This is a genomic window from Dyella agri (assembly GCF_044904705.1).
GTDB classification, from domain to species: domain Bacteria; phylum Pseudomonadota; class Gammaproteobacteria; order Xanthomonadales; family Rhodanobacteraceae; genus Rhodanobacter_A; species Rhodanobacter_A agri.
Genome location: NZ_JADIKL010000003.1, coordinates 134,640 through 159,048, shown reverse-complemented (window position 1 = coordinate 159,048; position 24,409 = coordinate 134,640). Strand labels below are relative to the sequence as shown.

The following is a 24,409-nucleotide window of genomic DNA, read 5'->3' as shown; positions in this document are numbered from 1 at the left end:
AGGGGCTGCTCAATCGAGAAAGCTTGCGATCACGTCGTTGAGGAAGCGCTGGCCCAGCGCGGTGGTGCACAGCCGATGCGGATCGTCGACCAGCCAGCCGCGGCGGCGCGCCTCGGCCAGCGGGGCGGCAATGCGTTCGGGCGGCAGGCCGGTGCGGGCGCCGAAGTCGGCCAGCGGTACCCCGTCGATCAGGCGCAGCGCATTGAGCATGTATTCGAACGGCAGCTCGTCGGCACCGACGGCGTTATCGCCGCCGATGCGGGCGGGACCGCCGGCGGCCTCCAGGTAAGCCTTCGGGTGGCGGGTCTTCCAGCGCCGGCGCACGTTGCCGGCGGCCGCATCGCTGAGCTTGCCGTGCGCCCCTGCGCCGATGCCGAGGTAGTCGCCGAAGCGCCAGTAGTTGAGGTTGTGCGTGCAGCGCCGGCCCGGCTTCGCGTAGGCGGAAATCTCGTACTGGCCGTAGCCCGCTTCGGCCAGGCGCGCCTCGCAGGCTTCCTGCATCGCCCAGGCATGGTCGTCGTCGGGCAGCGGCGGCGGGTTGGCGGCGAACGCGGTGTTCGGTTCCAGTGTGAGCTGGTAGTGCGAGATGTGCGTGGGCGAGAGCGCGATCGCGCGCTCCACGTCGGCCAGGGCGCCGTCCAGCGACTGCCTGGGCAGGGCGTACATCAGGTCGAGGTTGAGGTTGGCGTAGCCGGCGTCCTGCGCCGATTTCACCGCGGCTTCGGCCTCGGCGGCGGAGTGGATGCGGCCGAGCCGTTCCAGCTTGTCGTCGTCGAAGCTCTGGATGCCGAAGGAGAGCCGGTTCACGCCGGCGGCGAGATAGCCGTCGAAGCGCCCGTGCTCCACCGTGCCGGGATTGGTCTCCAGGGTGATTTCGCAGTCGCCGGCGAACGGCAGGCGCGCGCGCGCGCCGTCGAGGAAGCGGGCGATGTGCTCCGGCGCGAACAGGCTGGGCGTGCCGCCGCCGAAGAACACGCTGACGATGTCGCGGCCGCGCGCGGCCGCGCCGAAGTCGGCGAGGTCGGCGTCGAGGTCGGCCAGCAGCAGCTCCACGTACTCGGCGTAGGGCGGCGTACCGCGCAGGCCGTGCGAGTTGAAGTCGCAGTAGGGGCACTTCTTCACGCACCACGGCATGTGTACGTAGAGCGCCAGCGGTGGGGCGGTGAGGTTCATTGCCAGTGCAGCTCGTGCAGCCGTTGGCGCAGCAGGGCCAGGGCCTGGCCGCGATGGCTGAGGCGGTTCTTCAGCGCATCGTCCATCTCGGCCACGCTCTGCGTGTAGCCGTCCGGCAGGAACACCGGGTTGTAGCCGAAGCCGCCGCTGCCACGGCCCTCGGCGAGGATGCGCCCATGCCACCGGCCTTCCGCGATCAGCGGAGCCGGATCCTCGGCATGGCGCAGCAGTACCAGCACGCCGATGAAGAAGGCGCTGCGCTGTGCGTCCGGCACGCCGTCCAGGGCGCGCAGCAGCTTGGCGTTGTTGGCTGCGGCATCGCCGTGGCCGCCGCTGTAGCGTGCGGAATACAAGCCGGGCGCGCCGCCGAGGTGGTCCACGCACAGCCCCGAGTCGTCCGCCAGCGCGGGCAGGCCGGTGGCGCGCGCGGCATGGCGCGCCTTGAGCAGCGCGTTCTCGACGAAGGTAAGGCCGGTCTCCTCGGCGTCGTCCACGCCGAGGCGGGTCTGCGGCACCACTTCGAAGCCGCTGTCGGCGAGCAGGGCGCCGAACTCCTTCAGTTTGCCGGGGTTGCTGCTGGCGAGGACGATGCGTTGCATGGGGGTCATTCCGTAAGCAGGTCGAAGGCGGGGGCGTAGTCCACGCGGCCGCGGCGGCCGTCGAGGCCGTTCGGGCGCAGCGCCTGCGCCATGAAGGCGTCGCCGCCGCCATAGATGTCGTGCAGCCCTGCCACCGAGGCGGGCGTGAAACCGGAACGGGCGTACCAGGCGGGATCGCCCAGCACCACCACCAGCGGCGTCTGGCCGTCCTGGCGCAAGGCGGCCAGCGATGCGTCGATCAGCGCGCGGCCGATGCCGCGCCGCTGCCATGCCGGCAGTACGCCCACCGGTGCCAGGCCCAGTGCACGGCCGTCATCGCCTTGTTCGATGCGTATGGGCGAGTACGCCACATGACCGATCACCTGGCCGTCCGCTTCGGCGAGCCATTCCAGCGTGTTGTCGCCGGCCTCGCGCAGGCGCTGCAGCAGCCAGGCTTCGTCGTCGCGGCCGAAGGCGGCGCGATGCACGGCTAGCGTCGCTTCCAGATCCTGCGGGCCCGGTCGCAGGCGGCGCAGGACCGGGGTCATGCCTGCGCCAGCGCCGCGCGCTGGGCGGCGACCAGTTCGGCGATGCCCTTTTCGGCCAGCGCCAGCAGCGCGTCCATCTCGTCGCGGCGGAACGCGTGGCCTTCGGCGGTGCCCTGCACCTCGATGAAGCCGCCGCCGTCGTTCATCACCACGTTCATGTCGGTGTCGCAGTCGGAGTCCTCGGCGTAGTCGAGGTCGAGTACGGGCACGCCCTTGTAGATGCCCACCGAGACCGCGGCGACCGCGCCCACGATGGGACTGCGCTTGAGGTTTTCGCGCTGCATCAGCGCGTTCACCGCGTCGGCCAGGGCCACGTAGGCGCCGGTGATCGCGGCGGTGCGGGTGCCGCCGTCGGCCTGGATGACGTCGCAATCCAGCGTGATCACGCGCTCGCCCAGCGCCTGGCGATTGACGCAGGCGCGCAGGCTGCGGCCGATCAGGCGCTGGATTTCCATGGTGCGGCCGCCCTGGCCGCCGCGCGCGGCCTCGCGCTGCATGCGAGTGTGCGTGGCGCGCGGCAGCATGCCGTATTCGGCGGTGATCCAGCCTTCACCCTTGCCGCGCAGCCATGGTGGCACGCGGTCCTCGATGCTGGCGGTGCACAGCACACGGGTGTCGCCAAAACTCACCAGCACCGAACCCTCGGCGTGGCGGGTGTAGTGGCGTTCGATGCGGACGTCGCGCAACTGGTCGCTGGCGCGGCCGCTGGGGCGTCCGCCTGGATGGGATGACTGGTTCATGCAGGCGGTTGGGCAAGGCTGGGTGGGAAAGTTTACCATTGCAACCTTTCCCGCCGTCCGCAGGCCACCGATGATCCGCAGCATGACCGCCTATGCCTCCGCCGAAACCGGCGGCTCCGCCGGCACGCTGAGCTGCGAGTTGCGCACGGTCAACCATCGCTACCTGGAGCTTTCCCCGCGCCTGCCGGACGAGTTGCGCAGCCTGGAGCCACAGTTGCGCGAACGCATCGCGGCGCGGCTTTCGCGCGGCAAGGTGGATGTCACCGTGCGCTGCAGCGATTCGCGCAGCGAATCGCTGCAGGTCAACAACGGGCTGCTGTCCCGTTTGTCCGAGTTGAACCTGGATATGCAGGCGCGGTTCCCTGGCATGCAGTTGCAGTTCACCGAGCTGCTGCGCTTCCCCGGGGTGCTGCAGCAGGAGGCGGCCGATCCCGAGGCGCGGCAGGCCGCGCTGCTCGACGTGCTGGACCGTGCGCTGGATGCGTTGACCGCAACCCGTGAGCGCGAGGGCGCCAAGCTGGGAGAGATCCTGCGCGAGCGGCTGGACGCGATCGAGCGCATCGTGGTCCAGGTGCGCGAATGGATGCCGGAAATCCGCACCGCGTTGCGCGCCCGGCTGGAGACGCGACTGGCTGACATCAAGCAGCCCACCGATCCCGGCCGGCTGGAGCAGGAACTGGTGCTGCAGATCACCCGCAGCGATGTCGACGAAGAGCTGGATCGCCTCGCCACCCACATTGCCGAGACGCGCCGCGTGCTGGGCTTGAAGGAACCGGTGGGTCGCCGCCTCGACTTCCTGATGCAGGAGTTCAACCGCGAGGCGAACACGCTGGGCTCCAAATCGGTGGACGCGCGCAGCACCAATGCGGCGGTGGAACTCAAAGTGCTGATCGAGCAGATGCGCGAACAGGTGCAGAACATTGAATGAGTGCTTCCGGCAAGCCTTGGCCCCTCTCCCCAACCCTCTCTCCGGAGGGGAGTGGGAGCAAACGTGCTGCGCGGCCTTATGACGATTGAAGCGGGCACCTTGTTCGTGGTCGCCGCGCCGTCCGGCGCGGGCAAGTCCACCCTGGTCAACGCGCTGCTGGAGCGCGAGCCGGCGATCTCGCTGTCGATCTCGCACACCACGCGCCCGCCGCGGCCGGGCGAGCAGTACGGCCGGCACTACTACTTCGTGGAGCGCGCGGAGTTCGAGCTCGAAGTGGCCGAAGGCATCTTCCTGGAACACGCCGAGGTGCACGGCAACCTGTACGGCACCTCGCGCGAGAAAGTGCAGGGCTTGCTGGGGCAGGGGCGTGACGTGCTGCTGGAGATCGACTGGCAGGGTGCGGCGCAGATCCGCAAGAGCAAACCCGACTGCGTCAGCGTATTCATCCTACCGCCGTCGCGCGCCGAGCTGGAGCGCCGCCTGCGCGGCCGCGGCTCGGATGCGCCGGAGGTGATCGAGCGTCGCCTGCGCAATTCGCGCGGCGAGATCGCGCACGCCCACGAATTCGACTACATCATCGTCAACGACCGCTTCGAGGATGCGCTGGACGAGCTGCAGGCCATCGTGCGCGCGGTGCGCCTGCGCAGTGCGCTGCAGTGCCGACGGCACGAATCGTTGATCGCCGAACTGCTGGCCTGAATGCCGCGCGGCCGCCTGCGGCATGCCCCGGCTTGGCTGCCTCCTGCCGCTCCGCTAACGTAGCCCATCTATGAACGCCGCCGCCCCCTCCGACGACACGCTGATCCGCATCCGCGGCCTCACCACGGTGCTCAACGGCAAGAAGGTCTTCGACGCGCTGGACATGGACATCCCGCGCGGCAAGGTCACCGCGATCATGGGTCCCAGCGGCACCGGCAAGACCACCTTGCTCAAACACATCACCGGGCAGATGCGCGGTGATGCGGGGCAGGTCATGGTGGACGGGAAGAACGTGCCGGAACTGAGTCGCGAGGCACTGTACGCGCTGCGCGAGAAAATCGGCTACCTGTTCCAGAACTCGGCCCTGCTCACCGACTTCGACGTGTTCGAGAACGTGGCCTTCCCGCTACGCCAGCACACCCAGCTGCCCGAGGTGCTGATCCGCAACCTGGTGTTGACCAAGCTGCAGGCGGTGGGCCTGCGCGGCGCGGCGCAACTGATGCCCAGCGAGCTGTCCGGCGGCATGGCGCGGCGCGTGGCGCTGGCGCGGGCGATCGTGTTCGACCCGATGCTCATTCTTTACGACGAGCCGTTCGTGGGCCTGGACCCGATCGCGCTGAACCAGGTGCTGAAACTGATCCGCACGCTCAACGAGACGCTGGGCATCACCAGCGTGCTGGTGGCGCACGAGCTGGAGGCGATCAAGCAGGTCGCCGACCACATCTACCTGATCGCCAACGGCAAGGTAGTGGCGCAGGGCGACCCGCGCACCATCGCCGACGACGGCTCACCGTGGACGCGGCAGTTCTTCGGCGGTGAGGCGGACGGCCCGGTGCCGTTCCAGTATCCGGCCGGCGACTACGCAGAGGCATTGGGCTTTCCTCGGGGTGGCGCATGAACGCACGTATCGAACGCGACAACGTGGTGACGCAGGCGCTGGGTCAGATCGGCGACTGTGGGCTGTTCCTGCTGCAGATCCTCGCGGCGGTCCCACGCAGCCTGCGCCACGCGCGCGAGACGGTGCGCCAGCTGTGGTTCGTGGGCGCGATGAGCCTGACCATCATCATGACCTGCGGCCTGTTCGTAGGCATGGTGCTGGCGCTGCAGCTCTACCACGTGCTGTCGATCTTCGGCGGCACCGCGGCCACCGGCACCGTGGTGGCGATCTCGATCTACCGCGAGCTGGGCCCGGTGGTCACCGCGCTGCTGTTCGCCGGCCGCGCCGGCACCGCGATCACCGCCGAGATCGGCTTGATGCGCGCCACCGACCAGATCGCCGCGATGGAGTTGATGGCGGTGGACCCGCTGGCCTACGTGGCGGCGCCGCGCTTCCTCGCCGGACTGATCGCGATGCCGCTGTTGTGCTGTGTGTTCTGCGCGCTCGGCATTTTTGGCGGGCACCTGGTGGGGGTGAGCTGGCTGGGCATCGACAACGGCACGTTCTGGTCGAACATGACCGCCACGGTGGACGTGTGGCAGGACATCGTCAGCGGCGTGATCTGGAAGAGCCTGGCATTCGGCGCCGTGGTGGCGTTGATCGCGGTGTTCCAGGGCTATACCGCGCCGCCCACCAGCGAGGGCGTGGCCTACGCCACCACCCGCACCGTGGTCGCCTCGTCGATCGCCATCCTGGCGCTGGACTTCGTGCTGACCGCCTTCCTGATGTGATGCCATGACGACGCGCGAAAGCATTGTGGTGCCCGCGGCACATGGATGTGCCGCCCGCGATCAGGCACACGAGTGCTTGATCGGCGGAGCCAAGCCCGGACATGCGCCGGGCCTGGCGACTCGGAAAACCGCCAGGAAGGCGGGTTTCCGGGATTCCAAAAAACCTTCGAGGATGTTGCCGTGAGCCAGAGAAAATCCTATGCCGTCGGCACCGGCCTGTTCATCGTGCTCGGCTTCGCCGCGCTGGCCTATCTCGCCACCCAGACCAGTTCGGTGGCGAACCGCCACCAGGGCGCGAGCTACACCGTCGACGCGCAGTTCGAGAACATTGGCCAGCTCAAGGAGCGCGCCCCGGTGAAGATCGCCGGCGTGCGCGTGGGCCAGGTGCAGTCGATCGCGCTGGAACCGGGCAAGTCGGTGGCCGACGTGAAGCTGTCGATCGACAAGCAGTACGCCACGATTCCCGCCGACTCGGTGGCGACGGTGTTCACCAGCGGCCTGCTCGGCGACCAGTACGTGGGCATCGAGTACGGTCACGCGAAGAACTACGTCGCCGACGGCGGCAAGCTGGCGCTCACGCGCTCCAGCCAGCCGCTGGAGGAGATGCTCGGCAAGTTCTTCGGCGCCGGCGGCGCGGCCGACAACATCGGCGGCACTTACAAGGTGACCGCGCGCTTCAGCAACGTGGGCACGCTGTCGGCGGGTGCGCCGGTGAAGATGGCGGGCGTGGCGATCGGCCAGGTCGCCTCGGTACAGGCCGACCCGACCAAGCTGGACGCGCTGGTGACGCTGGCGATCGACAACCGGTACAACCAGATTCCCGACGATTCCTCGGCCGCGGTGTTCACCAGCGGTTTGATCGGCAGCCAGTACGTTGCGATCCAGCCCGGCGGCTCGCCGGACATGTTGAAGAACGGCGACGAGATGATCCTGACCCAGTCGGCGATGCAGCTGGAAGACCTGATCGGCAAGTTCCTGGTCAACGGTTCCGGCAGCAGCGACACCAAGAAGGATGCCGGTTCGTCCACCACCCCCGCCGGCAAGCACTGAAGCCGGTAGCCCGTACCGCTTGCACAGGAGTTTCCCCATGATGCGTCATCTGGCCCTTGCCATCGCCGTTGCCTTCGGCGGCATGCTTGCCGCGCCGGCCATGGCCCAGTCCGCTGCCCAGCAGCCCGCCGCCCAGCAGACCCCGGAGCAGGTGGTGCAGCAGATCGCCCACCAGCTCGACACCGCCGTGGCCGGGCACAAGGCCGAGCTGCAGAGCAACCGCGAAAAGACGATCGGCATCGTCAACCAGGTGTTCCTGCCGCACTTCGACGTGGACTATGCGGCGATCCTGGTGCTCGGCCAGCACGCACGCGAAGCCTCGCCCGAGCAGCGCGCGCAGTTCGCCAAGGCGTTCTACAACTCGATCACCCATCGCTACGCCGAGGGCTTGCTCAACTACACCACGGGCGCGGTGAAGGTGATGCCGTTCGCCGGCGACCTCAACGACAAGCGCAGCGTGGTGCGCACCCAGGTGGCCACCGGCGACGGTAAGACGGTGTCGGTGGACTTCGCGTTCCGCAAGACCGCCAGCGGCGAGTGGAAGGCCTACGACGTGGTTATCGAAGGCATTTCCTACATCACCAACTACCGCAACCAGGTGGACGCGGAGATCCGCAAGGTCGGCCTCGACCAGCTGATCAAGAACCTGCAGAACCAGGGCGACCAGGCGCTGAAGGAGCTGGAACAGAACGGCAAGTCCAATGGCGGCTGAAAGCGCGTTCCGGCTGGATCGCGCTGAGCCGGACACGCTGGCCGTGTCCGGCACGCTGGGTTTCGCTACGGCGACCGAGGCATGGCGGGCCCTGGACGAAGCCTTGCGCGTGGGCGACCGCTCGCAGCTGGACCTGGCTGGAGTGCGCAGCTGCGACAGCGCCGGGCTGGCCTGCGTGCTGGCGGTGCTGGCCGCGGCGCGCAAGCGCGGCCAGGCCGTGGGCCTGCAGCACGTGCCCGACGGTCTGCGCACGCTGGCGCAGGTCAGTGGCGTAGAGGCCATGCTCGCGGCGGGTTGAAAACCACAAGCTTGAACGCGCACGTGAAAACGGGGCCAGCGGCCCCGTTTTCACGTGTGCATGTGGTGCCTCAACTCTTGGTCGGCGCCGACTTCGAGGTGGCGTGCTGCTGCTCCCACTGCTTCTGCTGCTCCAGCAGTTCGTCGGGATCGAAGCCCGGTTGGTCGACGCCCTGCATCTTCTCGATCACGTCGGCCGGCGGGTTGCCGTCGTACAGCATGTACAGCCGGCGCTGGCGGTAGGCGTCGCGCAGGAAGGCGTAGGGATCGTAGGCCGTCTGCAGGAAGCCTTCCGCATCGATCAGCTGCGAACGCATCGATACCACGTACAGCACCTGCGGCAGGTAGTACTGGCCGAAATTGAAGCCGTGGTTTTTCGCGATCAGGCTCAGCGGATCGAAGAAATAACCGTCCACCGGGTAGTGCCACACGTCGCGCACGGTGCTGGGGCCGAGCAGGGGCAACATCAGGAAGTCGCCCTCGGGCACGCCCCAGCGCGCCAGGGTGATGCCGAAGTCGGTGGTCTGCAGCGGCAGGCCCATCCGGGTAGCCGGATCGAAGATGCCGCCCACGCCGACGGTGAGGTTGATCAGGAAGCGCCCGGTGTTGCCCAATGCCTGCGAAGGCCGTGCCTGCAGCAGGTTGTTGGCCACCGTGATCGGCATCTCGATGTTGGTGAAGAAGTTATTGACCGAGCGCCGCACCGGCGGATTGGTGATTTTGCGATAGCCCACTGCCGCGGGACGCAGCACCGCCTTGTCCAGGCGATCGTTGAACGCGTAGACCTTGCGGTTGACCTTCTGCAGCGGGTCGTCGGTGCGCGGTGGCGCGATCGCGCAGCCGGCCAGCAGCGCCGTGGCGAGCAGGATCAGGCCGCGGCGTGGCAGGAAGGAGCGGAGCAGTGAAGGCGTCGGCATGGGGTCACGGCCAGGGCAGGGGCGTGGCAGGAAGCGCAGCAGGTTCAATAGTGTACTGTCTGGTTTTATATCCTGCACGCGTTTCGCCCCGCTTTCGCGCGCAAGCGGCGAAAACCGCCCATGGTAAGCGCGGCTTGCATTGCCAGGCCAGCGCCGGCTGCTCTACACTGGCGACCTGTATAAGTCTCTATTTCGTTGAGGATTTGGCATGGCACGCATTACCGTGGAGGACTGCCTCGAGGTGGTCGACAACCGATTCGAGCTGGTGTTGATGGCGACCAAGCGCGCCCGTCAGCTCGCCAAGGGTGCCGAGCCGGCGGTCAATCCCGATAACGACAAGCCCTCGGTGCTGGCGCTGCGCGAGATCGCCGGCCGCCGCATCGACCAGGCCACCATCGACGAGATCGACAAGGCCGAGCGCGAGCGTGCCGAGCGCGAGGCGCTGGAGTGGGCCGCCGCCGAAGTGGACGATGATCTGTCCAAGGTCGGCGACGATTGATGGAGGGCGGCTGTAGACCGCGCATGCATCGCATCGGGGCGGCCGATGTCATTGCACGCGCGGCCGGCCGCGTTCCGCTGGTCCGCATAACAGCGCCGCAGGCGCGATACCGCCGGCGCGTCCAAGCATGACCGCCGCCAGCACGCCAGTTGCCATCGATCCCACCGCGCTGCCGCCCTACGTGCTGGCGCTGAAGGATCAGCTCGGCTACCTGCCGGCGCCGCAACTTGATCGCGTGCTGCGCGCCTTCCAGGTCGGCGCGCAAGCGCACGAGGGTCAGACCCGCAAGAGCGGGGAGCCCTACATCACCCATCCGGTCGCCGTGGCCGGCATCCTCGCCGAGCTGGGCATGGATGCCGAGACCATTATCGCGGCGATCCTGCACGACACCCTGGAAGACACTGCGCTCAGCCGCAGCGCGCTGGCCGGCGAGTTCGGCGAGATCGTGGCCGAGCTGGTCGACGGCGTCACCAAGCTGGACAAGATGCGCTTCGGCAGCCGTCAGGAGGCGGATGCGGAAAGCTTCCGCAAGATGCTTCTTGCGATGGCGCGCGACCTGCGCGTGATCCTGATCAAGCTGGCCGACCGCTTGCACAACATGCGCACGCTGGGCGCGAAGGACGCCTCCTCGCGCCGCCGCATCGCGCGCGAGACGCTGGAAATCTATGCGCCGATCGCCCAGCGCCTGGGCATGAACAAGATCAAGGCCGAACTGCAGGATCTCGGCTTCCGCGCGCTGCATCCCGACCGCTACCGGGTGATCAGCGAACGTATCCGCGCTGCGCTGGGCAACCGCCGCGAAGCCATGGGCCGGATCGAGACTGCGTTGTCGCAGCGCTTGGCCACCGAGCACCTGCCGGCACGCGTGGTGGGACGCATCAAGTCGCCGTGGAGCATTTATTCGAAGATGCACAGCGAGCACAAGAGCTTCGCCCAGCTGATGGACGTGTACGGCTTCCGCGTGGTGGTCGAGAGCGCGATGAACTGCTACATGGCGCTGGGCGTGGTGCACGGGCTGTACAAGCCGGTGGACCGACGCTTCAAGGACTTCATCGCGATCCCCAAGGCGAACGGCTACCAGTCGCTGCACACCGTGCTGCTCGGCCCGTTCGGCGCGCCGATCGAGGTGCAGATACGCACCGCCGAGATGGACTCGGTGGCTGAGCGCGGCGTGGCCGCACACTGGGCCTACAAGACCGACTCCGGCCCGGCGAACAGCGCGCAGGCGCGTGCCCGCGAATGGCTGTCCTCGCTGGCCGACAGCCAGATCAATACCGCTTCGTCGGCGGAGTTCATCGAGAACGTCAAGATCGACCTGTTCCCCGACGAGGTCTACCTGTTCACCCCGCGCGGCGACATTCTCGCGCTGCCGCGCAACGCCACCGCGCTGGACTTCGCCTACGCCGTGCATACCGACGTGGGTGACCACGCGGTGGCCGCGCGCGTGGACAAGAAGCTGCTGCCGTTGCGCACGCGGCTGGAATCCGGCCAGCTGGTGGAGATCATCACTGCGCCATCTGCGGTGCCGAACCCGGCCTGGCTGGAGTCGGTGGTCACCGGCAAGGCACGTACCGCGATCCGTCAGTACCTCAAGCACCTGCAGCACGAGGACGCGGTGGACTTCGGCCACCGCATGCTCGACCGCGCGCTGGACGCGCGTGGCAGCAGCCTCGATGCGATCCCGACCGAAGTGCTGGACCGCTTCCTGCACGAGGCCAGGCTGAAGCGGCTGGAGGAACTGCTGGCCGAGATCGCGTTGGGCAACCGCATGCCCGACGTGGTGGCGCGCCATCTGCTGGCGTTGCGCGACGGCCGCTCCGACGACGCGGCGCCCGGTGCCAGCCCGGTGCACGAGAAGATCCGCATCACCGGCGCCGAGCGCGGCGTGCTCAGCTTCGCCAACTGCTGCCATCCGCTGCCGGGCGACGCGATCATCGGTTACCTGTCGCCGGGCAAAGGCATCGTGGTGCACCGCGAGGAGTGCCCGAACGTGGTCGAGCTGCGCAAGTCGCCCGAGCGCTGTGTGGCGATCGAATGGGATCACGACGTGCAGGGCGATTACCGCGCCGAGCTGCGCATCGAGGTGATCAACCGGCCCGGCGTGCTTGCCACCATCGCCGCGGCGATCGCGGCGGCCGACTCCAACATCGAGAATGTGGAATACGCCGAGCGCGACCTCGCCGCCGCCACCTTGCTGTTCGCGATCGAGGTGAAGAACCGCAAGCACCTCGCCGACGTGATCCGCCGCGTGCGTCGCACCGGCGTGGTAAGCGGGGTTTATCGCTACCCGCTGTGATTCCGGGTTCGGGTGGGCAGCGATGCCGAGGCGCGGTACGCTTTCGCCTTTCCGCCCCCGTATCCCGAGGCCGCCCCATGTCCCGCAGCATCATTTCCACCACGCAGGCGCCCGCCGCGATCGGTCCGTATTCGCAGGCCGTGCGCGCCGGCGACACCGTGTACTTCTCCGGGCAGATTCCGCTCGATCCAGCCACTGGCAACCTGGTCGATGGCGACATCGGCACACAGGCGCGACGCGTGTTCGACAACCTCGTAGCCGTGGCGGAGGCTGCCGGCGGCTCGCTGGCGCAGGTGGTGCGCGTGGGCATCTACGTCACCGACCTGGCGAATTTCGCCGCGGTGAACGCGGTGATGGCCGAGTACTTCCAGCAGCCGTATCCGGCGCGTTCCACCATCGAGGTCTCGGCGCTGCCCAAGGGCGCGCAGGTGGAAGTGGACGCGATCATGGTGCTGGGCTGATCCGCTCCGCCGGGCGATGAGCGTCGCCACCGCCGCCATCGACGCGGGCATGCAGCCCGCGGCCGCGCTGCCCGGCGTGGGTCCGGCGCTGCAGGTCCTGCTGCAAAAGCTGGGGCTGGAGCACGTGCAGGACCTGTGGTTCCACCTGCCGCTGCGTTACGAGGATCGCACCCGGGTCACCGCGATCGCCGACCTGCGCGCGGGACAGAGCGCGCAGGTGGTGGGCACGATCGAAGCGGTCGAGCGCGGCTTCCGCTATCGCCCGCAGCTGAAGGTGGCGATAGGCGATGACACGCTGCAGAGCCTGCAGTTGCGTTTCTTCCATTTCAACCGCGCGCAGGCCGACCAGCTGACGCCGGGCACGCGCCTGCTGTGCTTCGGCGAAGTGCGCCAGACGACGCTTGGCCTGGAGATGGTGCATCCGCAGTATCGCCGCCTCGCTGCCGGCGAGGCGGTGGTGGTGGAGGATCGGTTGAGTCCCGTCTATCCGACCACCGAGGGGCTGGGCCAGAAGCGGCTGGCCGGCGTTGTCGCCAAAGCGTTGGCGCTGTTGCCGCCGGAGTCGGTGCTGGAGCTGATTCCGCGTGACTTGTGCGCGGCGCACGGCCTCGCCTCGCTGCGTGAGGCGTTGCTGACGGTGCATCGCCCGGCACCCGATGCGCAGCTGGATCTGCTGCTGCATGGCCGGCATCCCGCGCAACAGCGGCTGGCGTTTGAGGAACTGCTCACCCAGCACCTCGGCCTGAAGCGGATGCGCGCCGCGGTGCAGCGGCGCAAGTCGCCGAAGCTCGCGGTCGCCGGCGTGCTGCGTCGGCGGCTGATCGAATCGCTGCCGTTCTCGCTCACTGCCGCGCAGCGACGCGTGGACGAGGAGGTGCGGCGCGACCTCGTCCAGCCGAAGCCCATGCTGCGGCTGGTGCAGGGCGACGTGGGTTCGGGCAAGACCGTGGTCGCCGCGCTGGCCGCGCTGGCCGCGGTGGAGTCGGGATATCAGGTGGCGCTGATGGCGCCCACCGAACTGCTGGCGGAGCAGCATCTGCGCAACTTCCGCCACTGGCTGACGCCGCTGGGCGTGGATGTGGAATGGCTGGCTGGCAAGCAGCAAGGCAAGGCGCGGCAGGCGGCGATGCGCCGCGTGGCCGAAGGGGCGCCGGTGACGGTGGGTACGCACGCGCTGATGCAGGAAGACGTGAGCTTCGCCCGGCTCGGTTTGGTGATCGTCGACGAGCAGCATCGCTTCGGCGTGCAGCAGCGCCTCGCGTTGCACGATAAGGGCGCGGATACGGCGCGAGGGGAAGTGCCGCACCAGCTGGTGCTCACCGCCACGCCGATCCCGCGCACGCTGGCGATGAGTGCCTATGCCGACCTCGACGTTTCTGCCATCGACGAGTTGCCGCCCGGCCGCACGCCGGTGCAGACGGTGGCGGTGTCCAATGCGCGCCGTGCCGAGGTGATCGAACGCATCCGCGTAGCTTGCGCCGAAGGGCGTCAGGCGTATTGGGTGTGCACGTTGATCGAGGAGTCCGAGCAGTTGCGCGCGCAGGCTGCCGAAGTGGCGCACGCAGAACTCTCCGCCGCGCTCGCCGACTGCAGGGTAGGCTTGATCCACGGTCGCCTGAAGCCGAAGGAAAAGCAGGCGGTGATGGATGCGTTCAAGGCCGGCGAACTGGCCGTACTGGTCGCCACCACGGTGATCGAAGTGGGCGTGGACGTGCCCAATGCCAGCCTGATGGTGATCGAGAACAGCGAGCGGTTGGGGTTGGCCCAGCTGCACCAGCTGCGCGGACGGGTGGGGCGCGGCGCGGTGGCCTCGAACTGCGTGTTGTTGTACCAGCCGCCGCTGGGCCAGCTGGCCCGCGAGCGGCTCGAGGTGATGCGTGAGACCAGCGACGGCTTCCGCATCGCCGAGAAGGATCTGGAACTGCGTGGTCCAGGCGAGGTGCTGGGCACGCGCCAGACGGGCCAGCTCGGCTTCCGTATCGCCGACCTCGCCCGCGATGCACATCTGCTGCCGGCGGTGCAGCAGGTCGGCGCGCGCCTGCTGGCCGAACACCCGCGCGAGGCGGACCGGCTGATCGCGCGCTGGATCGGCGGTTCGGCGCGCTATGCGCGGGCATAGCATGGGTATTGTGCGAGCGCAGAGGCAGAGATGGCGACAGAATTGCCTAGAGCGTGCTGAGTTAGACTTGCCGACTTTTCCGAGGAAAAGTCGGCCATGAGCAAACCGCAATTGCTGATCGACACCGACCCCGGCGTGGACGACGCGCTGGCCATCATGATGGCGCACGCACATGCCGACATCGCGGCCTTGAGCGTGGCTGCCGGCAACGTGGGCCTGGGGCACACCGTGCGCAACGCGCGCACCTTGCGCGATCTGCTGGGCGCCACGTTCCCGGTGTATGCCGGCTGCCCCTCGCCGCTGGTGCGCGCACCGGACGAGGACGCCGCCTTCGTCCATGGCATGGATGGCCTGGGCGATGTGGGCTTCCCTGAGCCGAAGGCGGCGGCCGATGCGGAAGCTGCCGCGTTGGCGCTGCTCCGGCTCACCCGCGAGCGCCCCGGCGAACTGACCCTGGTAGCGCTGGCGCCGCTGACCAACCTTGCGCTGGCCTTGCGGCTCGACCCCACGTTGCCGCAGCGGGTGAAGCGACTGGTGGTGATGGGCGGTGCGGTAACCGGCCGCGGCAACACCGGCAAGGTGCCCGCCGAGTTCAACATCGGCTTCGACCCCGAGGCCGCACACGTGGTGTTCGAGGCGTTTCCCGCCTTCGACCTGGTCGACTGGGAGGCCACTCTGCGCCACGGGTTCGACGATGCCGAGTTCGACGCGTGGCTGGCGGCCGGCGACCGTCGGGCGGAATTCTTCGGCCAGGTGTTTCGTACCGCGCGCGACTACAACGCGAAGCACGACCGCCATGGCGTGGTCGCGGCCGACGCGCTGGCGATGGCCGTGGCGATCGACCCCGCCATCGTGACCCGCAGCGAGACCCGTGCGGTGGCGGTGGAACTGGACGGCCGCCTCACCCGCGGCGCTACCGTGGTGGACTGGGCGAACCGGCTGGGCCGACCGGCGCAGGCGCGCATCGTGCTCGAGGTGGACCAGGCGCGGTTCGCTGCGATGGTGCGCAAGGCGCTTGGGGCGGCATGACGGGCGTCGGCGTGCTTGACGCCATGCGGCATGGCCACGTAAACTTGTCCTCTTTTCACGTTGCATTGAGCCCGTCATGAAGCCCGATATCCATCCGAATTACCGCCCGGTGGTGTTCCAGGATCTGTCGTCCGACTTCGCGTTCCTGACGCGTTCGACGATCGCCGCCAAGGACACCGTCAAGTGGACGGACGGCAACGAGTACCCGCTGATCAAGGTGGATATCTCCAGCCATTCGCACCCGTTCTACACCGGCAAGCAGAAGACGCTGGACGTCGGTGGCCGCGTCGACAAGTTCCGCAAGCGCTACGCGCAGAAGTAAGCGCGTTCCGCCGCCGCGTTGCGGCAGGCGGTGCGTGACGCATCCACGCACGGGGCAGGCCTTGGCCTGCCCCGTGCGTTTTTGCATCCGCCATCCCCGGCGGGTGCCTGCCGGACCCTTGCTGGCGCGACGCCATGTCGCTACAGGCGGGTTTTTGCGCCCGATCTACGACCATCCGCGAACGCATGTGCGATGGGTCGATGTGCGATAATGCATGGATTGCATCGCCGCTTTCCCCGGCGCGATGCCTGTTTCCCCTCGCTGGCCGGTGCTGCCTCGCGGCCCTGGCGGGCGACGACCCATGCAAAGGAGGTTCCCGTGTCCGATTCCAAGACTGTCAAGCTGGTGGATGAGTCGAGTCAGCGCAGCAGCACGTTGCCGCTGGTCGCCGGCACCCTCGGCCCGGCCTGCATCGACATCAGCACGCTGTACAAGGACACCGGCCACTTCACCTACGACGTGGGCTACGGCAGCACCGCCAGCACCAAGAGCGCGATCACCTACATCGACGGCGACCAGGGCGTGCTGCTGTACCGCGGCTACCCGATCGAGCAACTGGCCGAGAAGTCCAGCTTCCTCGAAGTGGCCTACCTGCTGCTCAACGGCGAGCTGCCGAAGCCGACGGAGTTCGCGGCCTTCGAGAACGACATCACGCATCACACGATGATGCACGAGTCGCTGAAGGACTTCTTCAAGGGCTTCCACCACGACGCGCATCCGATGGCCATGCTGGCCGCCTCGGTGGCCTCGCTGTCGGCCTTCTATCACGACGACATCGACGTCGATAACGCCGAAGACCGCAAGCTTGCCGCGATCCGCCTTATCGCCAAGATGCCGACGATCGCCGCCGCCTGCTACCGCTATTCGATCGGCTGGCCGTTCCGTTATCCGCGCAACAACCTCGAATACGTCGACCGCTTCCTGCACATGATGTTCGAGGTGCCGAGCGAGCCGCTGGCGATGAGTCCGGTGGCCGCCAAGGCGCTGGATCTGCTGTTCATCCTGCATGCCGACCACGAGCAGAACGCCTCCACCTCGACTGTGCGCCTGGTCGGTTCCACCGGCGCTAACCCGTACGCTTCGATCGCCGCGGGCATCACCGCGCTGTGGGGCCCTGCGCACGGCGGCGCCAACGAGGCGGTGCTCAAGCAGTTGCAGGAAATCGGCACGCCGGACAAGGTCGAGACCGCGGTGCTGCGCGCCAAGGACAAGAACGACAACTTCCGCCTGATGGGCTTCGGCCACCGCGTGTACAAGAACTTCGACCCGCGCGCGAAGATCATCCGCGAGATGTGCCACAAGGTGCTCGCCGAGCTGGGCGTCAACGATCCGCTGCTGGACGTGGCGATGAAGCTGGAAGAGGCGGCGCTGAAGGACGACTACTTCGTCGAGCGCAAGCTGTACCCGAACGTGGATTTCTACTCCGGCATCATCTACAAGGCGCTGGGCATCCCGACCGAGATGTTCACCGTGATGTTCGCGATTGCCCGCACCGCCGGCTGGATCGCGCACTGGATCGAGCAGCACGAGACGCCCGGTGCGCGCATCGGTCGTCCGCGCCAGATCTACACCGGCCACGACGTGCGCGACTACGTGGCGTCGGGCAAGCGCTGAGCTGTAGCCTCACGGATGAACGAAAACGCCCCGGCTTGCCGGGGCGTTTTCGTTTGGGTGGTGCGGCCATGGAACGTCGCCTGTTTGACTCTTGCGATCAGGATGATCGCAAGGCGATGCCTGCTAGGTACGAGGTGCTGCGTTCGCCAGCATGCGCTCCAGTTCGTCCGTGTCGTCATCTTCGGCTAGCAGGATTTCCACCGCGCTCAGCGCGGCGCGACGCATCGGCTTCTCGTCGATGCGGTCCAGCGGTGCCTGGCGCAGCGCATCGCGCGGCAGCACGGTGAGGTCGAACGGCAGCGCGTCGGCAGCGAACAGCAGCACCGGGAATTCGACCTGTTCGTCGCGGCTGGTACGCAGGCGACGGATCTGTGTCTCGAATGGTACGCTGTGTTCGTGCAGGTAGCGGTGCACGGCATCGGGATCGTCGCTGAATACGTGCAGGCAGATTGCCGAATGCGCGTCGGCGGTGCCTTCCAGCACGGCGCCGACCAGGCGCGGCTCGAAGCGGTCGAGGAAGCGCATCGCCTCTACCGCCGCCTCGCGCCGCGCACGCAGCAGCTGCGGCTGGCTGTCGGCAAGAAACAGGCGCTGGTGTTCACGCAGCGCCTGTTCGATCTCCTGGTTGCGCGGCAGTGCCTGGGTATCGAGGATGCCCAGCCGTTCGGCGGCTTTGAGCTTGGCGCGGTGGAAGTCGCGGATGCCGTGCTCGCTCATCAGGCGGGCCGCTTCCTGGGCCACGCGTCGCCGATTGCGCTGCTGGCGGTCGCTTGCATGGATGCGGTGGTGCTCGCCTCGGGCCATGTCGGTTCCTCCGCCGTTACGCATCCAGACTAGCGCAAGCGGCGGAACGCGGGAACCGTCCCCGCGGACCCGGGCGGGGCGCCGCCCGGATCAGAAGATGTTGTAGGGGTTCTGCTGGTCCTGTTGCTGCTGGGTGGCCTGGCTGCGCAGGCGGTCCACGTCCTCGACCTTGAAGAACTCGTTCATGCTGTTCGGGTCGTCCGGCGCCGTCGGCAGGCCACTGGAGCGATCGATCAGCACGGTGGCGATGCCCGGCGGCATAGGCAGCGAAGCCAGAGGCGTGTCCTTGAGTACTGCGCCCATGTAGTCCATCCAGATCGGCAGCGCCGCCTTGGCGCCGAACTCGCCGCGGCCCAGCGAGCCGTAGTTGTCGAAGCCCACCCACACTGCGGTGGAGACGTCGCCGTTGAAGCCCACGAACCAGGCGTCGCGGTGGTCGTTGGTGGAACCGGTCTTGCCGGCGAGATCGGCGCGGTTCAGCGCCTTGGCCGCCGAGCCGGTGCCGCGCAGGATCACGTCCTTCATCAGCGAGGTGACCAGGAAATCGGTGCGTGGGCCGAGTACGTACGGTGCGAGCACCGGTGGATGCGCGCCATTGCCATGAGCGTCGGCCGGAAGGGTTTCCACGCCGGAGTCGTCGGCGCTGCCGGCGCTGGCCGGTTGCGCGGTGCTGGCGGCATTCGCCAGGCCATTGGCCGGGTGCTTGCCGGTGTCAGCCGGCGGCGGGCCGGGCGGCGTGTTCTCCAGCAGGCGCTCCTGGCATTCGCTGCAGGCACGCGCGGGGCTGGCGAGGTAGACCGGTTTGCCGCTGCGGTCATCGATCTCGCTGATGAAGTACGGTGTGACCAGGTAGCCGCCGTTGGCGAACACCGCGTAGCCGCGCGCCATGTTGATCGGCGACACCGAGGCGGTGCCCAGGGCCATCGACAGGTTCGGTGGCAGCGCGTCGAGCGGGAAGCCGAAGCGGGTGATGAACTCGCGCGCGTAGCGCACGCCGATTGCATCGAGCAGGCGGATCGAGACCAGGTTCTTGGACTGCACCAGCGCCTCGCGCAGGCGCATCGGGCCGGCGAACTTGTCGTCGTCGTTGTTCGGCGTCCACAGGCCGCCGGGGCGCGAGGGATCGGGCAGGGCGATCGGTGCGTCGTTGATGATCGAGGCGGGCGTGAAGCCGTGGTCGAACGCCGCCGAATAAAGGTAGGGCTTGAAGCTGGAGCCGGGCTGGCGCGCCGCCATCACGGCGCGGTTGAACTTGCTGCGGGTGAAATTGAAGCCGCCCACCAGCGACTCGACGGCGCCGTCCTCCGGCCGGATCGAAGCCAGCGCACCCTGCACGGCGGGGATCTGCGCCAGCTGCCAACCGCCCTTGTCGTCCTGCGACACGCGGATGATGTCGCCGCGCTTGAGCACGGCATCCACCTGCTTCGGCGCGGGGCCGGTGCGGCTGTCGTTGACATAGGGTCGTGCCCAGTCCACCGCGGCGAGGTCGAGCCGGATGCTCTTGCCGTCGGCGAGGAAAACGCTGGCACTGTCGGCGGCGCTGGCCGTGACCAGCCCCGACACCAGGCCGGAAACGTCGGTGTATCCGGCGAGCGCCCGCGCGTAGTCCGGCTGGCCGGCGTCGGCTGCCAGGTCCTGGTGCGCCTCCGGACCGCGCCAGCCGTGGCGGCGGTCGTAGACAATCAGGCCGTTGCGCACCGCTTCCACCGCGGTCCGCTGGCGCGTGCTCTGCACGGTGGTTTTGACTACGTAGCCTTCGGTGAGTGCATCGTTGCCGAGGCGATCCAGCACCTGCCGGCGTACCATTTCGGCGAGGTAGGGCGCATCCACCTCGATCGGCGCCTCGTGCGGCGCGGCGTCGTTCGGCTCGGCGATGGCCGCCTGGTATTGCGGTTCGGTGATGTAGCGGTGCCGGAGCATCTCGCCCAGCACCCAGTTGCGCCGCGCCAACAGGCGGGCCGGGCTGCTGATCGGGTTCACCACCGAGGGTAACTGGAAGGAGGAGGCGATCGCCGCGCATTGCGCGATGCTGAGCTTGTCCAGAGTCTTGCCGTAGTAGTACGAGGCCGCCGCGGCCACGCCGTAGGAACGGTGGCCGAGGAACATCTTGTTGAGATAGAGCTCCAGGATCTGGTCCTTGCTCAGCTCGTGCTCGATGCGCAGCGCGATGAAGATCTCGGTGAGCTTGCGCGAGTACAGCTTCTCGGGGCTGAGGAAGAAGTTGCGTGCCACCTGCTGGGTGATGGTCGAACCGCCCGGGCCCTTGTCGCCGCCGGTGATGACGACGTGCCAGCCGGCGCGCGCGATGCCGCGCCAGTCCACGCCGGGGTGGTGGTAGAACTCGGCGTCCTCGGCCGACAGCACCGCGTGCTTGAGGTTGTCCGGCACGTCGGTGATCGCCACCGGGATGCGCCGCGTCTCGCCGAAGCTGGCGATCAGCTTGCCGTCGGCGGTCTCCACGCGCAGCGGCACCTGCATGTGGTAGTCCTTCAGCACGGCCACCGAGGGCAGCCGCGGCGCGACCAGCCAGTACGCCACCCCGACCGCGAGCACCGCCAGCAGAAAACCCGTGAACGCCAGGATCAGTGCCCAGCGCAGCAGACGCTTGAAAATACGCATGTGTGGCGGATGGCCCATGTCGAAACCCTGAAGAGTATAGAGGGTGTGTAGGCCGCACCCGGCTAAGGGGTATATCTCCGGGTTGGAGGACGCTGCGACCGCAAGAACCTGTGTCCGGGCCGAAACGAGGCCTTCGTCACGCTGCGCAAAGGCCGCGGCCCAAATGTGGGCGCCATCACGGGAAATACTTGAGAAAGCCGCGCCAGGCCATTGCGGGGCCGTTAAATTTTCGATCTAATGCCACCGCACATCGGCCGGAAAACCGGTAGTTGGCGCTCGGGGGCAAAGGGGGAACACCGTGGGGCTCTTCACACCCAAGAAGCCGGCACTGATCGGCGTCGACATTAGTTCGACTGCGGTCAAGCTGCTGCAGCTCAGCCAGGCTGGCGGGCGTTACCGCGTCGAGCATTACGCGGTGGAACCGCTGCCGCCCAATGCCGTGGTCGAAAAGAACATCGTCGAGGTCGAGGCGGTGGGCGAGGCGATCCGTCGTGCGCTGGCGCGCTCCGGCTCCAGGCTCAGGCACGCCTCCGCCGCGGTGGCCGGTTCGGCGGTGATCACGCGCATCATCCCGATGCCGAGCGAACTCTCTGAGGAGGACCTGGAAGGTCAGATCCAGGTCGAGGCGAACCAGTACATCCCCTATCCGATCGACGAAGTGAGCCTCGACTTCGAGGTGCTCGGTCCGGTACGCGACAACCCCGAGATGAACAGCATCCTGCTCGCTGCCTCGCGCACCGAGAACGTGGACATGCGCGTGGCTGCGCTGGAGCTGGGCGGCCTTACCGCCAAGGTCGTGGATGTAGAGGCCTTCGCGATGGAGAACGCGTTCGCCCTGCTCACCGACCAGCTCAACGTGGGTCGCGACGCGCTGGTGGCGGTGGTGGACGTGGGCGCGACGATGACCACGCTGTCGGTACTGCGCAACCAGCGCACGATCTATTCGCGCGAACAGGTGTTCGGCGGCAAGCAGCTCACCGACGAGATCATGCGCCGCTACGGGCTCTCCTACGAGGAAGCCGGCCGGGCCAAGCGCAAGGGCGGCCTGCCTGACTCCTACCAGAGCGAGGCGCTGGAGCCGTTCAAGGAATCGCTGGTGCAGCAGGTCAGCCGCCTGCTGCAGTTCTTCTTCGCCGGCAGCGAATACAGCAAGGTCGACCAGGTGGTGCTGGCCGGCGGCTGCGCCACCATCGACGGCATCGCTGCGATGCTCGAGGAGCACATCGGCGTGCCCTGCGTGGTGGCGAATCCGCTGGCACGCATGTCGATGTCGCCCAAGGTGCAGGGACAGTCGCTGTCGCAGGACGCACCGGCGCTGATGATCGCGGTCGGTCTCGCCCTAAGGAGTTTCGACTGATGGCCCACGTCAACCTCCTTCCCTGGCGTGCGGAGCGGCGCAAGCTGCGCGAACGCGAGTTCTTTGGGCAGCTCGGCGCCGCCTTCGTGGCCGCACTGGGCTTCGTGTTGCTGTGGGCGATCTGGATGAGCGCGCGCATCGACAACCAGAACGACCGCAATGCCATCCTGCAGGGCGAGATCAAGCAGCTCGACGTGAAGATCGCCAAGATCAAGGAGCTGGACACGGTGCGCGATCACCTCCTTGCACGCAAGCAGATCATCGAACAGCTGCAGTCCGACCGTTCAAAGATGGTGCACTTGTTCGACGAACTGGTGAAGACGATACCCACCAGCGTGCGCCTCACCTCGGTCAAACAAGCCGGTGAAACCATGTCGCTGGACGGCGTGGCGCAGTCCAATGCCAGCGTCGCCGAGTACATGCGCAACATCGAGGCCTCGCCGTGGATGGGCCACGTCGACCTGGGCAAGACCGAAAACAGCCACGATTCCTCGCGCATGCCCTACGGCTTCGGCCTGAGCGTGAAGCTGAGCAAGCCGAAGGCGGACGCGTCCGGTGCCACGCCGGCCGGTGCGGGCTCGGCAGCGGCGCCTGCGCATGCCGGTAGCGCGGCGAGCGTACCGACGGCCGCGACCACGGCGGCTCCGGCCACGTTGGAGCCTGCAATGGTGCATGCCCCCGGCCGTGAGCCCACCAAGCCGGCTGCCGCCGCCAAGGGAGGAGTCAAGTCATGAAACTCCTCGACGATCTGCGCGGCCTCGACCGCAACAACATCGGCGGCTGGCCGCAGTCGGTCAAGATTTTCTTCATCTCGTTGCTGTTTCTGGTCGTGGTGTTGCTGGGTTGGTACTTCTACGTCAGTAGCCAGCAGGATGAACTGGCTACGCTGGCGGGCAAGGAGACCCAGCTCCAGCAGGAATTCACCAGCAAGCAGGCTAAGGCGGTAAACCTCGAGGCGCTGCAGCAGCAGCTCGACGAGATGAAGGACATGCTGCGGCAGCTGTTGCGGCAATTGCCCAGCAGGACCGAGATGCCCGAGCTGCTGATCGACATTTCGCAGACCGCCTTGTCGGCGGGCCTGCAGGTCGACTCTTTCGTGCCGCAACCCGAAGTGCCGATGGACTTCTACGCCGAGAAGCCGATCCAGCTGAAGATAGTAGGCACTTACCATCAGTTCGGTACCTTCATCAGCGGCGTTGCCTCACTGCCGCGCGTGGTGATCCTGACCATGCATGACGTGTCGCTCACGCCCCAGCATGCAAGCAAGGACGGCACCAGTACCGATGGCTTGCTCGTGCTGCAGGGTACGGTGAAGACCTATCGCTACCTGGATGAGGACGAGGCCGCGGCCTCCGCGAAGAACTCGGCCAAGGCAGGGGGGCGCAAGTGATGAAGCTGTCCGCTGCCATGAAGCCGTCGATGCTGGCGCGCACCGCCTTGCTGCTGGTCGCCGTCGCGATGTTGGGGGGCTGCACCCGCGGTACCTCGGATCTGCGCGAATGGATCACCCAGCAGAAGGCGAAGAGGGGTGCACCAATTCCGCCGCTGCCCGTAATCAAGACGTTCGAGACCTTCACTTACGCCGACCAGGACCTGCGCGACCCATTCGGCCCGGGTGCGGTGGAGCAGGAAGCATCCGCCAGCGGGCCGCGCCCGGACCAGAACCGGCCCAAGCAGCCGCTGGAGATGTTCGCGCTGGACAGCCTGAGGATGGTCGGCACGATCGGTGCCGGTGCGGGCATCGAGGCGCTGGTCAAGGATCCCAGTGGCGTGATCCATCCAGTGCACCGCAACGAATACATGGGCCAGAACTACGGCCGCATCACCGCCATCAGCGATGACCACATCGACCTGATCGAGCTGGTATCCAATGGCAATGGTGGCTGGATGGAGCATCCGACCAGCGTCGCACTCAGCGAGAAACAGGGGACACAGGGGGCGATGCAATGAGCAACCACAATCAATCTGTCCGAGGCCGG

At 67.4% G+C, this 24,409-nt stretch carries 25 protein-coding genes; 18 read left to right on the top strand and 7 right to left on the bottom strand.

Annotated elements, in window-relative coordinates:
* Nucleotides 1–9: 9 nt before the first annotated feature.
* Genes hemW through rph form a run of 4 tightly spaced genes read right to left on the bottom strand, consistent with a single transcriptional unit; the run spans nucleotide 10 to nucleotide 3,039 of the window.
* On the bottom strand, nucleotides 10–1,173 hold the full coding sequence (hemW, locus tag ISP14_RS06695) for a radical SAM family heme chaperone HemW (protein ID WP_404537418.1): 1,164 nt from the start codon (nucleotides 1,171–1,173) through the stop codon (nucleotides 10–12).
* The gene (gene rdgB / locus ISP14_RS06690) at nucleotides 1,170–1,772 is read right to left on the bottom strand and encodes an RdgB/HAM1 family non-canonical purine NTP pyrophosphatase (RefSeq protein ID WP_404537416.1); all 603 of its coding nucleotides are present in this window, start codon (nucleotides 1,770–1,772) and stop codon (nucleotides 1,170–1,172) included. The genes hemW and rdgB overlap by 4 nt, the downstream gene beginning before the upstream one ends.
* Before the next feature lie 5 nt (nucleotides 1,773–1,777).
* Nucleotides 1,778–2,299: a GNAT family N-acetyltransferase gene (locus ISP14_RS06685; protein WP_404537415.1), complete on the bottom strand. Its 522-nt coding sequence runs from the start codon at nucleotides 2,297–2,299 to the stop codon at nucleotides 1,778–1,780.
* Nucleotides 2,296–3,039 carry a ribonuclease PH gene (rph, locus tag ISP14_RS06680; RefSeq protein WP_404537413.1) on the bottom strand — a complete coding sequence of 248 codons (744 nt, stop codon included), beginning with the start codon at nucleotides 3,037–3,039 and terminating at the stop codon, nucleotides 2,296–2,298. Before rph ends, ISP14_RS06685 begins: the two co-directional genes overlap by 4 nt.
* A gap of 70 nt (nucleotides 3,040–3,109) precedes the next feature.
* Between rph and ISP14_RS06675 the strand changes: the two genes are divergently transcribed.
* The 7 genes from ISP14_RS06675 to ISP14_RS06645 all read left to right on the top strand — a co-directional run bounded on the left by ISP14_RS06675 (nucleotide 3,110) and on the right by ISP14_RS06645 (nucleotide 8,394).
* Complete coding sequence (locus ISP14_RS06675; protein WP_404537411.1) at nucleotides 3,110–3,967, top strand: YicC/YloC family endoribonuclease; 858 nt, start codon at nucleotides 3,110–3,112, stop codon at nucleotides 3,965–3,967.
* Nucleotides 3,968–4,045: 78 nt separating this feature from the next.
* Complete coding sequence (gene gmk / locus ISP14_RS06670; protein WP_404537820.1) at nucleotides 4,046–4,666, top strand: guanylate kinase; 621 nt, start codon at nucleotides 4,046–4,048, stop codon at nucleotides 4,664–4,666.
* A gap of 70 nt (nucleotides 4,667–4,736) precedes the next feature.
* Nucleotides 4,737–5,564, top strand: coding sequence for an ABC transporter ATP-binding protein (locus ISP14_RS06665; protein WP_404537409.1), 828 nt, complete (start codon nucleotides 4,737–4,739; stop codon nucleotides 5,562–5,564).
* Nucleotides 5,561–6,334, top strand: a complete 774-nt coding sequence (gene mlaE, locus ISP14_RS06660) for a lipid asymmetry maintenance ABC transporter permease subunit MlaE (RefSeq protein WP_404537407.1) — start codon at nucleotides 5,561–5,563, stop codon at nucleotides 6,332–6,334. Before ISP14_RS06665 ends, mlaE begins: the two co-directional genes overlap by 4 nt.
* A 180-nt stretch (nucleotides 6,335–6,514) precedes the next feature.
* Nucleotides 6,515–7,384 carry an outer membrane lipid asymmetry maintenance protein MlaD gene (mlaD, locus tag ISP14_RS06655; protein ID WP_404537405.1) on the top strand — a complete coding sequence of 290 codons (870 nt, stop codon included), beginning with the start codon at nucleotides 6,515–6,517 and terminating at the stop codon, nucleotides 7,382–7,384.
* Between the two features lie 37 nt (nucleotides 7,385–7,421).
* Nucleotides 7,422–8,096, top strand: coding sequence for an MlaC/ttg2D family ABC transporter substrate-binding protein (locus ISP14_RS06650; RefSeq protein WP_404537403.1), 675 nt, complete (start codon nucleotides 7,422–7,424; stop codon nucleotides 8,094–8,096).
* On the top strand, nucleotides 8,086–8,394 hold the full coding sequence (locus ISP14_RS06645) for an STAS domain-containing protein (RefSeq protein WP_404537401.1): 309 nt from the start codon (nucleotides 8,086–8,088) through the stop codon (nucleotides 8,392–8,394). The genes ISP14_RS06650 and ISP14_RS06645 overlap by 11 nt, the downstream gene beginning before the upstream one ends.
* Nucleotides 8,395–8,464: 70 nt before the next feature.
* Here the strand turns inward: ISP14_RS06645 and ISP14_RS06640 are convergent, their stop codons facing one another.
* Nucleotides 8,465–9,310: an MlaA family lipoprotein gene (locus ISP14_RS06640; protein ID WP_404537399.1), complete on the bottom strand. Its 846-nt coding sequence runs from the start codon at nucleotides 9,308–9,310 to the stop codon at nucleotides 8,465–8,467.
* Between the two features lie 208 nt (nucleotides 9,311–9,518).
* On the opposite strand from ISP14_RS06640, the gene rpoZ reads away from it, so the two are divergent.
* From rpoZ to ISP14_RS06605, 7 genes are all read left to right on the top strand, one after another.
* A complete protein-coding gene (gene rpoZ, locus ISP14_RS06635; protein ID WP_077484992.1) occupies nucleotides 9,519–9,809 on the top strand; it encodes a DNA-directed RNA polymerase subunit omega in 291 nt (96 codons plus the stop codon).
* Nucleotides 9,810–9,936: 127 nt separating this feature from the next.
* Nucleotides 9,937–12,105 carry a RelA/SpoT family protein gene (locus ISP14_RS06630; RefSeq protein ID WP_404537398.1) on the top strand — a complete coding sequence of 723 codons (2,169 nt, stop codon included), beginning with the start codon at nucleotides 9,937–9,939 and terminating at the stop codon, nucleotides 12,103–12,105.
* A 77-nt stretch (nucleotides 12,106–12,182) separates the two neighbouring features.
* Entirely contained in the window at nucleotides 12,183–12,566 is a 384-nt protein-coding gene (locus ISP14_RS06625) for a RidA family protein (protein ID WP_404537396.1), read from the top strand.
* A gap of 16 nt (nucleotides 12,567–12,582) precedes the next feature.
* Complete coding sequence (recG, locus tag ISP14_RS06620; RefSeq protein WP_404537394.1) at nucleotides 12,583–14,685, top strand: ATP-dependent DNA helicase RecG; 2,103 nt, start codon at nucleotides 12,583–12,585, stop codon at nucleotides 14,683–14,685.
* A gap of 96 nt (nucleotides 14,686–14,781) precedes the next feature.
* Nucleotides 14,782–15,714 (top strand): nucleoside hydrolase, encoded by a 933-nt coding sequence (locus tag ISP14_RS06615; protein WP_404537392.1) that lies wholly within the window; start codon nucleotides 14,782–14,784, stop codon nucleotides 15,712–15,714.
* Nucleotides 15,715–15,790: 76 nt separating this feature from the next.
* Nucleotides 15,791–16,036, top strand: a complete 246-nt coding sequence (locus ISP14_RS06610; protein ID WP_192105394.1) for a type B 50S ribosomal protein L31 — start codon at nucleotides 15,791–15,793, stop codon at nucleotides 16,034–16,036.
* A 318-nt stretch (nucleotides 16,037–16,354) separates the two neighbouring features.
* Nucleotides 16,355–17,650 carry a citrate synthase gene (locus ISP14_RS06605; RefSeq protein ID WP_404537390.1) on the top strand — a complete coding sequence of 432 codons (1,296 nt, stop codon included), beginning with the start codon at nucleotides 16,355–16,357 and terminating at the stop codon, nucleotides 17,648–17,650.
* Between the two features lie 123 nt (nucleotides 17,651–17,773).
* Here ISP14_RS06605 and ISP14_RS06600 read toward each other — a convergent pair whose 3' ends face one another.
* Nucleotides 17,774–18,454 (bottom strand): hypothetical protein, encoded by a 681-nt coding sequence (locus tag ISP14_RS06600; RefSeq protein WP_404537388.1) that lies wholly within the window; start codon nucleotides 18,452–18,454, stop codon nucleotides 17,774–17,776.
* Nucleotides 18,455–18,544: 90 nt separating this feature from the next.
* Nucleotides 18,545–21,073, bottom strand: a complete 2,529-nt coding sequence (locus ISP14_RS06595; protein WP_404537386.1) for a penicillin-binding protein 1A — start codon at nucleotides 21,071–21,073, stop codon at nucleotides 18,545–18,547.
* 298 nt (nucleotides 21,074–21,371) lie between these two features.
* Here ISP14_RS06595 and ISP14_RS06590 point away from each other — a divergent pair, with 298 nt between their 5' ends.
* Genes ISP14_RS06590 through ISP14_RS06575 form a run of 4 tightly spaced genes read left to right on the top strand, consistent with a single transcriptional unit; the run spans nucleotide 21,372 to nucleotide 24,380 of the window.
* Nucleotides 21,372–22,430: a pilus assembly protein PilM gene (locus tag ISP14_RS06590; protein ID WP_404537384.1), complete on the top strand. Its 1,059-nt coding sequence runs from the start codon at nucleotides 21,372–21,374 to the stop codon at nucleotides 22,428–22,430.
* On the top strand, nucleotides 22,430–23,164 hold the full coding sequence (locus ISP14_RS06585; protein ID WP_404537382.1) for a PilN domain-containing protein: 735 nt from the start codon (nucleotides 22,430–22,432) through the stop codon (nucleotides 23,162–23,164). The genes ISP14_RS06590 and ISP14_RS06585 overlap by 1 nt, the downstream gene beginning before the upstream one ends.
* Complete coding sequence (pilO, locus tag ISP14_RS06580; protein ID WP_404537380.1) at nucleotides 23,161–23,820, top strand: type IV pilus inner membrane component PilO; 660 nt, start codon at nucleotides 23,161–23,163, stop codon at nucleotides 23,818–23,820. The genes ISP14_RS06585 and pilO overlap by 4 nt, the downstream gene beginning before the upstream one ends.
* Nucleotides 23,820–24,380: a pilus assembly protein PilP gene (locus ISP14_RS06575; RefSeq protein WP_404537378.1), complete on the top strand. Its 561-nt coding sequence runs from the start codon at nucleotides 23,820–23,822 to the stop codon at nucleotides 24,378–24,380. The genes pilO and ISP14_RS06575 overlap by 1 nt, the downstream gene beginning before the upstream one ends.
* The last annotated feature ends 29 nt before the right edge of the window (nucleotides 24,381–24,409 follow it).

Excerpts from the sequence above, each read along its gene's own strand:
- hemW (WP_404537418.1), bottom strand. The coding sequence starts at position 1,173 with ATGAACCTCACCGCCCCACCGCTGGCGCTCTACGTACACATGCCGTGG.
- rdgB (WP_404537416.1), bottom strand. The coding sequence starts at position 1,772 with ATGCAACGCATCGTCCTCGCCAGCAGCAACCCCGGCAAACTGAAGGAG.
- ISP14_RS06685 (WP_404537415.1), bottom strand. The coding sequence starts at position 2,299 with ATGACCCCGGTCCTGCGCCGCCTGCGACCGGGCCCGCAGGATCTGGAA.
- rph (WP_404537413.1), bottom strand. The coding sequence starts at position 3,039 with ATGAACCAGTCATCCCATCCAGGCGGACGCCCCAGCGGCCGCGCCAGC.
- ISP14_RS06675 (WP_404537411.1), top strand. The coding sequence starts at position 3,110 with ATGATCCGCAGCATGACCGCCTATGCCTCCGCCGAAACCGGCGGCTCC.
- gmk (WP_404537820.1), top strand. The coding sequence starts at position 4,046 with ATGACGATTGAAGCGGGCACCTTGTTCGTGGTCGCCGCGCCGTCCGGC.
- ISP14_RS06665 (WP_404537409.1), top strand. The coding sequence starts at position 4,737 with ATGAACGCCGCCGCCCCCTCCGACGACACGCTGATCCGCATCCGCGGC.
- mlaE (WP_404537407.1), top strand. The coding sequence starts at position 5,561 with ATGAACGCACGTATCGAACGCGACAACGTGGTGACGCAGGCGCTGGGT.
- ISP14_RS06650 (WP_404537403.1), top strand. The coding sequence starts at position 7,422 with ATGATGCGTCATCTGGCCCTTGCCATCGCCGTTGCCTTCGGCGGCATG.
- ISP14_RS06645 (WP_404537401.1), top strand. The coding sequence starts at position 8,086 with ATGGCGGCTGAAAGCGCGTTCCGGCTGGATCGCGCTGAGCCGGACACG.
- ISP14_RS06640 (WP_404537399.1), bottom strand. The coding sequence starts at position 9,310 with ATGCCGACGCCTTCACTGCTCCGCTCCTTCCTGCCACGCCGCGGCCTG.
- rpoZ (WP_077484992.1), top strand. The coding sequence starts at position 9,519 with ATGGCACGCATTACCGTGGAGGACTGCCTCGAGGTGGTCGACAACCGA.
- ISP14_RS06630 (WP_404537398.1), top strand. The coding sequence starts at position 9,937 with ATGACCGCCGCCAGCACGCCAGTTGCCATCGATCCCACCGCGCTGCCG.
- ISP14_RS06625 (WP_404537396.1), top strand. The coding sequence starts at position 12,183 with ATGTCCCGCAGCATCATTTCCACCACGCAGGCGCCCGCCGCGATCGGT.
- recG (WP_404537394.1), top strand. The coding sequence starts at position 12,583 with ATGAGCGTCGCCACCGCCGCCATCGACGCGGGCATGCAGCCCGCGGCC.
- ISP14_RS06615 (WP_404537392.1), top strand. The coding sequence starts at position 14,782 with ATGAGCAAACCGCAATTGCTGATCGACACCGACCCCGGCGTGGACGAC.
- ISP14_RS06610 (WP_192105394.1), top strand. The coding sequence starts at position 15,791 with ATGAAGCCCGATATCCATCCGAATTACCGCCCGGTGGTGTTCCAGGAT.
- ISP14_RS06600 (WP_404537388.1), bottom strand. The coding sequence starts at position 18,454 with ATGGCCCGAGGCGAGCACCACCGCATCCATGCAAGCGACCGCCAGCAG.
- ISP14_RS06595 (WP_404537386.1), bottom strand. The coding sequence starts at position 21,073 with ATGCGTATTTTCAAGCGTCTGCTGCGCTGGGCACTGATCCTGGCGTTC.
- ISP14_RS06585 (WP_404537382.1), top strand. The coding sequence starts at position 22,430 with ATGGCCCACGTCAACCTCCTTCCCTGGCGTGCGGAGCGGCGCAAGCTG.
- pilO (WP_404537380.1), top strand. The coding sequence starts at position 23,161 with ATGAAACTCCTCGACGATCTGCGCGGCCTCGACCGCAACAACATCGGC.
- ISP14_RS06575 (WP_404537378.1), top strand. The coding sequence starts at position 23,820 with ATGAAGCTGTCCGCTGCCATGAAGCCGTCGATGCTGGCGCGCACCGCC.